This is a genomic window from Nocardiopsis sp. CC223A, assembly GCF_030766825.1.
Lineage (GTDB): Bacteria > Actinomycetota > Actinomycetes > Streptosporangiales > Streptosporangiaceae > Nocardiopsis.
The window spans coordinates 1-13,512 of the sequence record NZ_JASFDV010000042.1 but is presented as its reverse complement, the minus strand read 5'-3'; the positions used below and the strand labels follow the sequence as shown (position 1 = coordinate 13,512).

9 protein-coding genes are annotated in these 13,512 nt (G+C 74.6%); 6 read left to right on the top strand and 3 right to left on the bottom strand.

Going from position 1 to position 13,512, the window contains the following annotated elements:
* Positions 1-211 precede the first annotated feature (211 nt).
* On the top strand, positions 212-3,376 hold the full coding sequence (locus QJS33_RS17590; protein WP_306369086.1) for an ATP-binding protein: 3,165 nt from the start codon (positions 212-214) through the stop codon (positions 3,374-3,376).
* A gap of 184 nt (positions 3,377-3,560) precedes the next feature.
* Here QJS33_RS17590 and QJS33_RS17585 read toward each other — a convergent pair whose 3' ends face one another.
* Together QJS33_RS17585 and QJS33_RS17580 are read right to left on the bottom strand one after the other, a co-directional pair.
* A complete protein-coding gene (locus QJS33_RS17585) occupies positions 3,561-4,292 on the bottom strand; it encodes a YqjF family protein (RefSeq protein WP_306369085.1) in 732 nt (243 codons plus the stop codon).
* 130 nt (positions 4,293-4,422) lie between these two features.
* Positions 4,423-5,370 (bottom strand): helix-turn-helix transcriptional regulator, encoded by a 948-nt coding sequence (locus QJS33_RS17580; RefSeq protein ID WP_306369084.1) that lies wholly within the window; start codon positions 5,368-5,370, stop codon positions 4,423-4,425.
* A gap of 647 nt (positions 5,371-6,017) precedes the next feature.
* Here QJS33_RS17580 and QJS33_RS17575 point away from each other — a divergent pair.
* Positions 6,018-6,233, top strand: a complete 216-nt coding sequence (locus QJS33_RS17575; protein ID WP_306369083.1) for a hypothetical protein — start codon at positions 6,018-6,020, stop codon at positions 6,231-6,233.
* A 127-nt stretch (positions 6,234-6,360) separates the two neighbouring features.
* On the opposite strand, the gene QJS33_RS17570 is transcribed toward QJS33_RS17575, so the two are convergent.
* Positions 6,361-7,371, bottom strand: coding sequence for a hypothetical protein (locus tag QJS33_RS17570; RefSeq protein ID WP_306369082.1), 1,011 nt, complete (start codon positions 7,369-7,371; stop codon positions 6,361-6,363).
* Positions 7,372-7,749: 378 nt separating this feature from the next.
* Here QJS33_RS17570 and QJS33_RS17565 point away from each other — a divergent pair, with 378 nt between their 5' ends.
* The 4 genes from QJS33_RS17565 to QJS33_RS17550 form a co-directional block, all read left to right on the top strand.
* Entirely contained in the window at positions 7,750-9,771 is a 2,022-nt protein-coding gene (locus QJS33_RS17565) for an acyltransferase family protein (protein ID WP_306369081.1), read from the top strand.
* A 490-nt stretch (positions 9,772-10,261) separates the two neighbouring features.
* Positions 10,262-10,834 carry a nucleotide exchange factor GrpE gene (gene grpE / locus QJS33_RS17560; RefSeq protein WP_306369080.1) on the top strand — a complete coding sequence of 191 codons (573 nt, stop codon included), beginning with the start codon at positions 10,262-10,264 and terminating at the stop codon, positions 10,832-10,834.
* Positions 10,831-12,462, top strand: a complete 1,632-nt coding sequence (locus QJS33_RS17555) for an Hsp70 family protein (RefSeq protein WP_306369079.1) — start codon at positions 10,831-10,833, stop codon at positions 12,460-12,462. Before grpE ends, QJS33_RS17555 begins: the two co-directional genes overlap by 4 nt.
* A gap of 74 nt (positions 12,463-12,536) precedes the next feature.
* On the top strand, positions 12,537-13,512 hold a 976-nt coding region (locus tag QJS33_RS17550; RefSeq protein WP_306369078.1), incomplete at its 3' end, for a hypothetical protein.

Here is a 13,512-nt window from a genome sequence, read left to right as displayed (position 1 = left end):
CGCCGGTGCGCCCCGCCGCGCTGCCCGTTCCCGGACGTCCGGCATGAGCGCACGGTTACCGCACGGAGACGGATCGGTGAACACCGCCCGTGCGCCCTGCCCCGCTCTGGACACCGGCCCGCCGACCGCAGCAGGATCGGTTCCCCGGCGGCCGCCCGGACCCCGCGATCCCCGGCCCACAAAGGAATCCGGTGTCTTCGGGAGGGCGGACGTGGACGGCGAAGACCCCACGGGCACGGTCGGTGTGCCCGCCCCCCGCCGCTGGCGGCCGGTCGGGACCGGCCTGGGCGTCGGCGCCCTGCTGGCCCTGGGCCTGGGCACCGCCCTACAGGAGTTCCCCGACCTGCTCCCGGGGGGCGGCTGGTGGGTGGCGGCGCTCGCCATGGTCGGCAGCGCCATGGCGGCCTCCGCCCAGGCCCTGCTCGACCGGCGGCCGTCCGTCCTCGAACCGCCCCGGGAACCACCGGTGCGGCCCCGTCTTCCCGCGCCCGTCGACCACTTCACCGGGCACGCCGACCTCATGAAGAAGGTCCTGGCCGCGTTCTCCCGTTTCCCCCGCCGCCGCGGCCGCCTGCGCCGGCGCCGGGGCGGACCGCTGATCATCGCGATCACCGGGGAGGGCGGCACCGGCAAGAGCCAGTTCGTGTCCCAGGTCGTCTCCCGGGTGACCGACCGCTTCCCCGACGGCACGCTGGAGTTCGAGCTCTACGGCCCTGTCTCAGAGCACGCGGGTCCGGGTGGTTCCGGCCGCGAGCCGGTGGTCCGCCGCCCGGCCGAGATCCTCGCCGAGATGCTCCGCAAGATCGGGGAGCGGGTGCCCGACGGGGCCTCCCCGGAAAGGCTGTCGGGGCTGTGGGAGGACGCCAGCAGACACCGCCGTGTGCTCCTGGTCCTCGACAACGCCAAGGACTTCGCGCAGGTGGAACCGCTGCTGCCCACCGGGCCGGGGTGCGCGGTGCTCATCACGAGCCGCCGCGCCTTCCCCCCGCACCCGCCGGCGGACATCCGGGAGCACTCGATGGGGAAGCTCTCCGACGAGGAGGGGCTGCTGCTGCTCGAACGGCTGGTGTCCGCGCGTTCCCGGCCGCTGTCGGAGGAGGACCGCGCGGCGCTGCCGGAGCTGGCGGCCAGATGCCACGGGTTCCCGTTCGCCCTGTGCCTGGTGGGTGCGCAGGCCACCGAGGCCACGGGGCCCGGCGCCGCCGCCCTGCTCCGCCGGATGAACGATCCGGAACAGACCCTGACCGTGGCGGGCCCGGAGTCGATCGTCCGGTCACTGGCGTTCAGCCTGCACGAATGCACCCGGGAGCAGCGGCGGTTGCTGTGGCTGCTGGCCGGGACCGGCGCCGCGACGTTCACCCCGTGGGTGGCCGCAGCGCTGCTCGACGTGAGACTGAGCAGGGCGGTCGGCGTGCTGGACGAGCTGCGGCGCCGGTACCTGGTGACGTACCTGTACTCGGCGGCCGGGCACGAGCACTTCCGGCTGCACGAGTACATGCGCGACTTCCTCGTGACGCAGGGACCCCGGCTGTTCGGGGTGGCGGACGCGGACACGGCGGACTGGTCCCGCGCGCGGCGCCGCGAACTGGAGGAGGCGGTGCTGCGGCTGCTGCACGCCTACACGGAAAGGGCGGAGGAGGCCGCACGGCGGGCCTCCCCGCACGAGTGGTCGTTCGACCCGCAGCCCGGGCGGCGGGAGGACGTGCCCGCACCGGCGCATCCGCCCCTGTTCCGTCTCCCGGATCCGCTCCCGGCCACGGACGCCCCCGAGCCGGTGGCCTGGTCGGAGAGTGAGCAGCGCGGTTTCGAGCTCTGCTTCTGGTGGATCGGCCCGGGGCGGTTCTCCTCGGGCGTCGCCGACCGCCGCAGGATCGCGGCGTACGGATGGCGCCTGCACCGCGCCTTCTCCCTGCTCTGCCGTACCGGCCGGATCCACTGGGAGTCGATGCGGGAGTCGACCGCCGAGGCGGCCGCACTGGCATTGGAGACCGGTGACCCTTTGGCCTGTGCGATCACCCTGATCGACCGCGCCGAGGTGGCCGGCGGGCACGGCGACCACCACATCGGGCACGAGCTCGCGCTGACGGCCTCGATGATCCTGGATTCCCTGGACGACGCGGCGGTGGACCCGCGCTGGCGGGCCCGGGCCCACCGCGCCATCGGCGTGAACCTGTACCGGCGCGGCCACCTGGACGACGGCCGGGCGGAGATCGACGGGGCCATCCGGGTCTTCGGCGAGCACCGGGACACCTGGTGGCTGGTGCGGTCACTGTGCAACCTGGCGGAGGTGTACCGCTTCCAGGGGCACCTGAAGGAGGCGTACGAACGGCTCGCCCTTGCGGAGCGGGAGCTGGAGGGGCGGCAGGAGGCCTCGGACCAGTGGACCCGGGTGCGGCTCCAGCAGGGCGAGGTGCTGCGGCTGCGCGGCTTCGAGCTGCACGCCTGGTTCGTGCTGGAGCAGGGGCGCCGCCGGATCGCCGACTCCCCCAACGGGGACTGGTACCACGCCCGCTACCTGCGGGCCCTGGGACAGCTGCCGTCGCACTCCCTCAACACCCGGGCCGGGGTGTGCGAGCTGTGGCTCGATCCCCGGCGCGAGCGCGAGCGGCGCCGGCTGACCGCGAGGGACCCGCGCTGGCCGCGGGAGCAGGAGAAACGGGTGATCGCGCTGTTCGCCGACGGGATGCCGCCCGCCGAGGACGGGTCCGCACGGGAGGGCGGGACGTCCCTGCGCGAGAGGTTGGAGGGGTGGTTCGGCTTCGACCGGTCCGGGCGCGGGGACCGCTCCGGCACGGCCCGGTGGCTCGCCCGGTTCCGCCTCGGCGAACGGCTGCGGGACTCCTGGCAGGTGTCCGACCAGATCCTCCGGCTGAAGAGCGCCGAGCAGGTGTTCGAGGGACTCGGCGACACCTGGGGCGTCATGCGCACCCGGCTGGTCCGGGGGCAGGTCCTGATGGAGAGGGACCGCGACGAGGGGAAGGAGGAGATGCTGGAGGCGGCCGCGGGCTTCCAGGAGCTGGGCGACAGGTGGTGGCACGCCCGGGCGCACCGTATGGCGGCCCAGTCCCTGCTCCGGGTCCACCGGACGGCCGAGGCCGAGGAGCTGGCGCGGGTGGCGGTCGAGGGCTACCGGGGGCTGCGGCACCGGTCGGGGCGGCTGCGGGCCATGAAGGTCCTGGCCCAGAGCCTCATGGACCGCGACCCGCTGGCGGCGTGGCGGACCCTCAAAAGGGCCGAGCGGATCGCGGAGGAGGGGGTGCGGCTCGGCCCCCCGGTGCCCGAGAGCCTGGTCAGGGAGATCCGGGACGCACTGGACGCTCTGGAGCACGGTTCCGGCCCGGCGCTGGGGAGCGCACCGCCCGACCGGGCCGCCTGATGGGGGATGAGCCGGGTCGGTGAGACTCGGTTCCGTAGCCGCCGGCAGGTGGGCACTTTCGCAGCCGGGGCGAAACCGACCCGCACCCAGATCACCACCGTGCCGCCCGACACCGAACGACATGGGTGTCCGACCCGCCGCGGTCCCGTTCCCCGCTCGGGGTCGGCGGCACCGGCCGTACCGATCACACCAGCGACACCGTGAACCCCGTGTCCGTGCCCGGCGACCACAGTGCCGAGACCGGCCGCCCGGTGAGCGGCTCCAGACCCGCCGCGCCCAGCAGGTCGCCCTCGTAGTCCAGGAACCGCGCCCGGTACAGCGGCCAGGGCCGGTGGTCGGCGCGCAGCCACCAGGTGCGCCCCAGATGGCGCGTGTGCAGCCCCCAGCGCGCGGTGAGGAAGTGCTCCAACGGGCCGGGCCGGACCAGCGGTCCCTCCACCCGGACGGCCCAGCGGCCCCGGGCCCGGCCGGGGGCGCGTCGGCGCACCGCGCCGGCCCGCAGACCGTCCCGCCCCCGTACCAGGGAGATGTCGGACCACATGTACGGGAGTCCGGTGAGCACCCGGGCCGCCACCACCGCGTGCGCGGAGTCGGCGTCCATGCTCAGGAACACCACCCCGCGGCGGCCGTGCCGGTCCACCGAGTACACCCGCACGTTCACCTCGTCGAACCCGCCGACGGGCACCGCACCCGCCACGGAGTCGACGGGCATCCGGAAGGCGACCAGTCCCGCGTGGGCCGCCCCGCGGAACAGGTCGGGCCGGGTGCCGGCGGGCAGCAGCGGAGCCACCCGTCCGGGGTCGACCGGCCAGTGCAGGAAGACGACGTCGCTCCAGCGCTGGCGCAGCAGGACCGGTTCCGGCCGCACCCGCGGGGAGTCCGGCGGCAGCTCCGGTGGCCCCGGCGCCCCGGCCACCGCACCCCGTTCTCCTCCACCACCGCGCACAGGACCTCCCCGCCTCCAGTGTGGCCCCTCCCCGCACGCCGAGCCCCGGCGGGCTCCGCCGTCGGGAGTCGGCCGGGGGCCGGTCGGGGGCGTGCCGCTCTCAGCCGCCCATCGCGGCGGCGGCCTCCTCGATGAGGGCCAGCGACTCGGCCGCCCCCAGGGCGGGCCCGGAGAGGAGGTCGTCGAAGGCCGAGGCGTACTCCGCCACCGGGTCTCCCCCCTCCACGAGGTCGGCCCCGCCCGCGCCCTCCAGGTAGAGCACGTCGTCGAGGGGCCCGTCGAAAGACAGCAGGGTCATCGGCCCGCGCATCCCGGGGTGCACGCCCCTCCCGAAGGGGACGACCCGGACGTCGACCCCGTCCAGGGCGGCCTCGGCCGCCAGGCGGCGCAGCTGTGCGGGCATCAGGCCGGGGTCGGTGCCGGCGCCGACCCGGCGGCGGATCACCGCCTCGTCCAGCACGTGGACCCGGCGGGGCTCGCGGCCGCCGTCGCCCAGCCGCTCCCGGCGTTCGCGGCACAGGTCGACGAGCGCGGCGACGCCGTCCGCGCGGTCCGCACCGTCGGCCGCGGGGCTCGTCACGGGCCCGGCGCCGTTGTCGCCCGGGCGCAGCAGCGGGGCGACCGCCCGGGTGTAGGCGGGGGTCCGCAGGAGATCGGGGACGAACGCGTTGTGCGCCTGCCGGATCAGCGCGGCGCCCGCCTCGAAGCCGACCATGCGCAGGTGGCCTGCGGGCACCCCGGCGGCGCGGTAGCGGCTCCACCAGCCCTCCCGGCCGGCGCACCGGTTGAGCTCCACGAGCCGTCGGACCGGCTCCCCCTCGCCGAGCCCGTACAGCCGGAGCATCGCCTCCAGGTCGGTGCGGCTGATGGACTGCTTGCCGCCCTCGATCCGGATGATCTTGGCCTGCGACCAGTCCAGCCGCTCGGCCACCTGGCGCTGTGTGCGTGCGCTCTCCCGGCGCAGGCGCACGAGCTCGCCGACCAGCAGGGCCCGTTGCACGACCGGCCCCTGGTCCGCGCCCGCGGCGCGCGCCTCCTCCTCCGCCACCCGGTGGAACCCACTCCCGAGAAAAGACCGACACCTTCACCGGAACGGGGTCCCCATCCCGTCGACATTGTTAACCGAAAGACAAAAGTGACTGATGTCTGATTCTGCGCAAGTCGCCTTCTCCAGAGACATTACCCGGACGGCGTTCTCCCATGCCACCTTGCGATCCGCGACCTTGAATAACACTTCCCGACATATCGGCATCACATGGAGTGATTGCACTCGGTCCGCGGGGTATCAATTTGTCAGTAAACATCACTGGAAGCGAAAATCGGAAAGGAGGTGGGGAGTGGGCCGCCCGACCGCGGCCCGAACACGCAGGAGGGCCGCCCCGGCGGACCCCGCGAACCTCTGCCTGCCCAGCGAAGGGTGTCGCGGTGACCCGCAGCGAAGCGGCCCCACCGGACCGGTGAGGGTCCGGGTTCTCACAGGTTCCCCGGTCACGGACCGTCTGACAAGGGTGAGGACCGTTCCGCGCGAGCGCGTCTGCCGACCGTCGAGGACACCCCCGTGCATTCCCGTGCCTCAAGAGACTGCCCCCGCCCCACCGGCCCCACGGCGCCCGTCGGGATCGAGGACCGTTATCAGTCCCGAACCGACCACGGAGCGCACCCCTGTCCGATCCGAGCAGTCCGAAAGGGGCGACCATGACCGCATCGCCGCCCGCCCCACCTCCCGAGCGGCCCGAATCCGACGACCGGATCAGCCTCCGCGTCGCCGTCATCGCGACGCTGGGCATCCTGTCCGGGACCGTGGCCGGGTCCCTGACCTGGCTCGCCCACGACAACGTCGCGAACGCCGTCCTCGTGGGCCTGGGCACCGTCGCGGCCGCGTACGTGTTCTTCCAGCGGATCATCCACTGAGGAACCGGGGCGGAGAGCCGGGCCCCGGCGCGGATCGTCCTACGCGCCGGGGCCCTTCCCTGCCCGGGTCGGGGCCGGCGGGACCGGGCCGGGCACAGCTGTCACGGCCGCGGGGCGGCGGACGGGCTCAGTGGTCGCCGGGGCCGTCGGGCCCCGGGTCCGGGGACTCCGGGTGCCCGGCACGGATACGGCGGGCCACCTCGTCGAACCCGCCCCGCTCCAGGACCGTCAGCTGGTCGCGGACGAAGGCGTCGCGCTCCGGTCCCGGGACGAGGGAGTCGATCATCCCGCGCAGGATGGCCACCTGGACGTCCCGCTCGGTACCGCCGTGGTCGCCGTCCTCCTCGGCCGGCCACCAGTAGCTCTCGTACCCCTCGCCGTCCACGTCGCTGCCCGGTCCGAGGTCGCCGAGGTCGACCGGCCCCTCGGCACCGCCGCCCTCCGCCCCCTCCGGGTCCACGGGCACCGGCAGGGGCGCGTCGGCGGCGCGGGCGGGGCGGGCCGCGGGCAGGGGCGCCAGGTCGTCCTCGGCGATCCGGGCGGCCTCCCGCACCACCCGGTCCTTGCGCAGGTCGGCCATGCGGCGCAGCCGGTCGGTGTCGCCCTCCGACAGCCGCAGGTCCACCTCGTCGGCCCACACCACGATCCCGCTGCCGATGACCGCGTGCTCCACCGCCAGCCGGGCGGCCAGCTCGCATTCGGCCATGCCCTCGTCGGCGGGGTCGGTCTCGCGGACCAGTTCGGCGGCGCGGGTGACGACGGCCAGCACCGCCGGGCCCATGGGGTTGCGCAGCCGCAGGTCGACGGTGCTGGACCAGCGCCAGTGGACCACCGCGGAGAAGTGCAGGTCGTAGTCGTCGACGGCGCTGGGCAGGGCGATCGGTCTGATCCGCCGCCCGTCCCGGGGGCGGGTGCGCGGTGTTCCCGCGGCCGGGGGCCGGTCGTCCTGTCCGCCGGGGTCGGCGTCCGTGCCGGGGCGGTCGGCGGGTGCCGCGTCCAGGGAGGCGCGGGCGGGGCGGCGGGCGCGTGGTCCGAGGGCGACCGCGACCGCCGGGACCACGGGGACCGACAGCAGGGCCCACGGGCCGATGAGGGGGTAGAGCGCCGTCGGGACGAGCACCGCGGCGATGGCGAGCACGACGTGACGGACGCGGATGACGGGGGCTACGGTGGGCCTCCTCTCGCACACGGCCGCGGGGACGGGACGCGGGCCCGGGGGTCGGGGGACGGAACGCCGGACCCGGGGTCGTGCGCGCCGCCGACCGGGGACGTTTCCGTATCGGACCAGTCTGCCCGAGATCCGGAGTGCGCGCGCCGCCCTTCGGGGTTCCGGCGCGGGTGTGGCGAACATCCGGCCACCGGCGGGTGTCGTCCCGGCCGACATCGGGAGAACAAAAAGGCGTGTTTCGGCCTTCTGTGATCCGGCCCCCGCACGGCATAACAGAATGCGGACACACCATCCCCCATCGACCGTTCCCCCGCACCGACCCTGTTCCCGCTCCCGGGGAGTTCCGCGATGCCCTCCGCTCCCGCTTCCACCGTCGTGGAACGCCGCTTCCGTCCGGAGGTGCAGGGACTGCGCGCCGTCGCCGTCCTGCTCGTCCTCGTCTACCACCTGGACCCGTCGCTGCTGCCGGGCGGCTACGTCGGCGTCGACGTGTTCTTCGTGATCTCCGGCTTCCTCATCACGTCGCTGCTGTACCGCGAGGCGTCGGGGCGGGACGGGGTCTCGGTGGCCCGGTTCTACGCGCGCCGGGTCCGGCGGCTGCTGCCCGCGGCGACGGTGGTGCTGGTGGCGACGGGGGCCGCGGCGTACTTCCTGCTGCCGGTCACCCGGCTGACCGACACGATGTGGCAGCTGGTCGCCTCGGCCGCGTACGTGGAGAACCTGTACCTGGCGCGGCAGTCGGTGGACTACCTGGCGTCGGAGGTGGCGCCCTCCCCGGTGCAGCACTTCTGGTCGCTGTCGGTGGAGGAGCAGTTCTACCTGGTGTGGCCGCTGCTGTTCATCCTGTGGGCGGCGCTGCGCCGCCGGGGGGCGGGCACCGGGACGCTGGTGGCGCTGCTGGGGTCGCTGCTGGCGGCGTCACTGCTGTGGTCGGTGGTCGCGACGGGCGGGGAGCCGTCGGCGTACTTCCTGCCGACGACCCGCGCCTGGGAGCTGGCGGTGGGCGGACTGCTGGCCGTCGGCCTGGCCCGCGGCCACCTGCCCGAGCGGGTGCGCCTGCCGCTGGGCTGGGCGGGGCTGGCCGCCATCGTCGCGGCGGCCGTGCTCTACGACGAGGCGACCCCGTTCCCGGGGTGGGCGGCGCTGCTGCCGGTGCTGGGGGCGGCCGCGGTGATCGCCGCCGAGCACGTACCGGGGCCGCTGTCGGCGTCGGCGCCGCTGAGCACCGCGCCGGCGCGCTGGGTGGGCGACCTGTCGTACTCGCTGTACCTGTGGCACTGGCCGCTGATCGTGCTGGCCCTGGCGGTGACCGGCCGCGACGAACTGGGCTGGACCCTGGCGGCGGCGGTGGGCACGGCCTCGCTGCTGCTGGCCTGGGCGACCAAGGTGTGGGTGGAGGACCCGGTACGGGACCACCACCTGGTCCGCGGCGGCCGGGGAGCCCTGGCCGCCGCGGTGTCGGGGGTGCTGGTGGTGGCCGCGGTCGGCGCGACCCTGTACGTGCGGGTGGACCGCGTCGATTCGGTGGAGTTCGACCCGAACGTGCACGTGGGGCCGCAGGCCCTGGGCCAGGCCCCCACCGGGGATCCGGTCTACCCGTCGCCGGTGCGGGCCGAGGACGACGCCCCGCTGCTGTACGACGACGACTGCCAGGCGCCCCACACGGCGACGGTGCCGGAGGACCCGTGTGTGTACGGTCCCGAGGGCGCCGACCGGACCGTGGCGGTGGTCGGTGACTCGCACAGCGCCCAGTGGGTGCCCGCGCTGATGGGACTGGGCGAGGAGCGCGGCTGGCGGCTGGTGCTGTACACCAAGTCGTCGTGCGCGTTCACCGACACCATGACCAAGGGCCCCGAGGGCGGCCCGTACGAGGAGTGCCGGGAGTGGAACCGGGCGGTGGTCGACGAGCTGGCGGACCTGGAACCCGACCTGGTGGTGACCAGCTCCTCGACCTCGGCGGCCCCGGCGCAGGGCGATGAGGACGACCGGGTGCCGATGCTGGCCGAGGGCATGACCCGGCTGTGGGGCGAGATCGGCGAGGTGTCGGGGCCGATCGTGGCGCTGCGCGACACCCCGCGCCAGCGCCGGGACGTGGTGGAGTGCGTGGCCCGCAACGTCGAGGACCCCCAGGAGTGCACCATCCCCCTCGCGGAGGCGTTCGAGCGCGACGACCCCCAGGAGCGGGCCGCCGGGTCCCTGCCCGGCGAGGCCGCCCTCGTGGACATGAGCGACCTGTTCTGCGCGGGCGGCGAGTGCCCGGCCGTGATCGGCAACGTGATGGTCTACCGCGACTCGGGGCACATCACCAACACCTACGTCTCGCTGCTCGCCGGCCACCTCGGCGAGCGTATCGACGAGGTCCTGGCCTGACCGCGAGGCGCCGACGGGGTTCCGGAGGCCCGGAGCGGGCATCCGGGGAACGAGGATGCGGACGCCGGGCCGCTGTGCCCTCCTGGAACCCGTTCCCGCCCCCAAGAGGCGCCGAGCCCGGCGAAGGAAAGGCGTCCGGCCGCAGGCCGTCCGTCGAGGGCGGTGGCAGGCGACGGGCGGGCGAAGCGGAGGGCCGAAGCGAACCCGGTCCCGCGCGGCGGGCCGCGCGGAGCCGGGGCGCAACAGGGTCATCGGCGGCCCCGAAAGCATCCGCAAGGCCATCCGGAAACCGATAAGTCACCCTCTACCCGCATTTCGGTCGCATTCCGAAAAAGTTCTCCAGAGAACAAAAGGAGACGAATGTGACCTGGGACGCCACACCCTTCACGCATTGACGTGTTTCCCTTTTTCCGCCACCCCCGCCGGAGTATCCTCGGCGAAAGGAGACCGGTAGCGCCACTTGCGGAAATCGGCGGTGAAAGGCGGCCCGATGACGGCGTCCGACGACACGGCAACCCCCGACTCCCCCCGCCCCCTGGAACCCCGTCCCCTGGAACGGGTCCTCGCCTCCCTCGACGACCGGTTGGCCGCACTCGACGAGCGCGCCCGGCACCGGGAGGCGGTCATCGACCGCCTGCACGCCGAGAACCGGGAGCTGCGCGCCGGGCAGGACCGCACCCTCTTCGACCCCGTCGTCACCGACCTCGTCCACCTGCACGACCAGCTCGCCCGCGAGGCCCGCGGCCTGCGCGAACGCGGTGAGGAACGGCTGGCCGACCTGCTGGCCGGGTTCGCCGACGACGCGCTGCTCTCCCTGGAACGGCTGGGCGTCGAACCCGTCGACGCCGACGTCGGCGACCCCTTCCGGGCCGACCTGCACCGCCCGCTGGCCGCCGTCGACCACCCCGACCCGGCGCGCGACGGCACCGTCGCCGAGGTCACCGCCCCGGGTTTCCGGGACACCGTCACCGGGCGGATCCGGCGCCGGGTCCACGCCCGCTTCTTCCGCCACGTCGGCCCGGCGTCCCCCGAGGGGGCCGCCACACCTGGGAAAGGCTCATGACCACCTACGGAATCGACCTGGGCACCACCTACTCCTGCACGGCGTTCGTGGACGGCACCGGCCGGGCCACCGTCACCAAGAACGCCATGGGCAACGACACCACCCCCTCCGTCGTGTACTTCGAGTCCGCCCACAACGTCGTGGTCGGCGAGGAGGCCAAGAACACCGCCCTCCTCTTCCCCGACATGGTCGTCTCCCTGGTCAAACGGCAGATGGGCACCGACGCCCGCTACGAGTTCCACGGCCGGTCCCACGACCCGGAGTCGGTCTCGGCGCTGATCCTGCGCGAGCTGGCCCGGGCCGCCGGCGAGCACACCCGGGACAAGGTCGAGGACGTGGTCGTCACCGTGCCCGCCTACTTCGGCGTCCACGAGAAGGAGGCCACCCGCCGCGCCGGGCTCATCGCCGGACTGAACGTGCTGGACGTGGTGCCCGAGCCGGTGGCCGCCGCCCTGCACTACCAGAGCCTGGACTCCGCCTCGGGCGTGCGCCACCTGCTGGTCTTCGACCTGGGCGGGGGCACCTTCGACACCACGGTCATCCGGGTGGAGGACGACGACGTGCGCGTGGTGTGCACCGACGGCGACCACCGGCTGGGCGGGGCGGACTGGGACCACAAGCTCGCCGACCTGCTGCTGGAGCTGTTCACCGAACAGCACCCGGGCATCGACCCGGCCGGTGACGAGCAGTTCCTCCAGGACGTGGCCGTGGCCGCCGAGCAGATCAAGCGCTCCCTGAGCACCCGCGAGCGCGCCCGGCACAACCTGCGCTTCGCCGGGGCGACGGTGCGCGTGGAGTTCACCCGCGGTGACCTGGAGGCGCTCACCTCCGACCTGCTGGAGCGCACCCTCACCATCACCGAACGCACCCTGAGAGCGGCCCGCGAGCGCGGGGTGGAGCGCCTCGACGACGTGCTGCTGGTGGGCGGGATGACCCGCATGCCGGTGGTGGCGCGGTCGCTGCGCGAGCGCTTCGGGTTCGAGCCGCATCTGCACGAACCCGACCTGGCGGTGGCCAAGGGCGCGGCCCTGTTCGCCCTGGTCAGGCAGGTCAAGAACGTCATGGAGGAGCCCGGCCGCGACCCCGCCGAGCGCGCCCGCCGGGCCGAGGAGGTGGGCGCCGCCCTGGGCATCACCCGGGAGGAGGTGGAGCGGCTGGCCCACAAGACCGTCACGGGCGTGTCCCCGCGCGCTTTCGGGGTCAAGGCCACCGACGGCTCCGACCCGGTGTTCGCGCGCGACCCGGGCCGGGCCCGCCAGTACGTCAGCCACCTCATCCGGGCCAACACCCCGCTGCCGGTGACGGTGGAGGACGGGTTCGCGACGGTGTGGCCGGACCAGGAGCAGGTCGAGATCGACGTGTGGGAGCAGGCAGGGTCGGTGGCCTCCGAGGAGCTGGAGCACAACCTCCGGATCGGGGACGCCCTGCTCACCGGGCTGCCCAAGGGTCCGGCGGGGACGCCGTTCCGGATCGAGTTCAGCCTGGGCGCCACCGGCATGCTCGCGGTGCGCGGCTGGGATCCGGCCGGCGGCAGCGAGATCCGGTTCGACATCCGGATCGGCGGGATGGGCGAGGAGGAGGTGCGCCGGGCCCGGGACGCCATCGCGTCGATCCGCACCTCGGGGTGAGACCGGGGCCCGCCGAACACGGGCTCGGGTGCGGGGACGGTACGGAGCGGACTGCGGTGAGGGGGCGGACGGCGGTGCCCTGGGACGTACGGGAGCGGCGGCGGTACGAGGACGAGGTGCTGGCGGCGGCGCGCACCGGCGGGCCGCCCGCCGACCTGTTCGTCCGCTACGGGGTGGGCCCGGAGCTGGAGCGGCGACTGGCCGCCGACCCGGGGGCGTTCACCGCGCACGTCGCGGCGGTGTGCACCTACTGGCGGGGTCTCCAGGCGCGGCGCCGCACCCTGCGCCGGGTGCTGGTGGACCTGGTGGCGGCGCACGAACGGCTGGCCCGGGAGGGGGCGCTCACCCACGGGCACTTCTCCCGGGTGCGGGACGAGACGGCGCGGCGGGCGCTGGCGGAATGGTCCGACATCGTCGACGGGCTCGCCACCTCCCTGGTGGACCGCTGGTCGCTGCGGGCGATGGCGGGGTCGGTGGGCCTGCCCGAGGCCGAAGCGGAGCGCCTGCTGCGGGAGCGGGGCGTGCGGGTGGTGGAGCGCCTGCCGGAGCTGCCGGTGCAGCCGCCGGTGCGAACCTTCCGGAGCCTGCGCGACAACCTGCGCACCCGGGGCGCGGTGTTCTCCCCGGAGGTGGTGTTCGGGGCGGGCCGGCTGGCCGCCGGGTTCACCGTGGTGGACGGGTTCCGGCTGGCGGACGGCGGTGTCCTGGACGACGCGGCGCTGGACGGGGCGGTGGCGCGGGTGCAGGTGGAGCCGCTGACCGAGGGCAAGGCGGCGGCGGAGAACGTGCTGGGCGTGCTGCGCTCCTGTCCCTCCCTCGCCGAGCGCGACGCCGTGGTGCTGTGGGAGGTCGCCGAGGACCTGCGGGCGCGCCCGGCCGAGGTGGGCGAGGCGGCACTGGCCCGCCCCTGGGTCCGCCGGGGGCTCCTGGAGCCGGAAGCGGCCCTGTTGGCGGCGGCGGTGCGCCGCCGCCCGGCGGGCTCGGACCGGATCGCCCGTGCCGAACGCGAGGTGCGCGACCTGCTCGCCGACGACCAGCTGCGCCAAGCCC

What these genes read in the sequence shown, in the direction of transcription:
- QJS33_RS17575 (WP_306369083.1), top strand. Translation starts at nt 6,018, where the DNA reads ATGACCGCATCGCCGCCCGCCCCACCTCCCGAGCGGCCCGAATCCGAC.
- QJS33_RS17565 (WP_306369081.1), top strand. Translation starts at nt 7,750, where the DNA reads ATGCCCTCCGCTCCCGCTTCCACCGTCGTGGAACGCCGCTTCCGTCCG.
- grpE (WP_306369080.1), top strand. Translation starts at nt 10,262, where the DNA reads ATGACGGCGTCCGACGACACGGCAACCCCCGACTCCCCCCGCCCCCTG.
- QJS33_RS17555 (WP_306369079.1), top strand. Translation starts at nt 10,831, where the DNA reads ATGACCACCTACGGAATCGACCTGGGCACCACCTACTCCTGCACGGCG.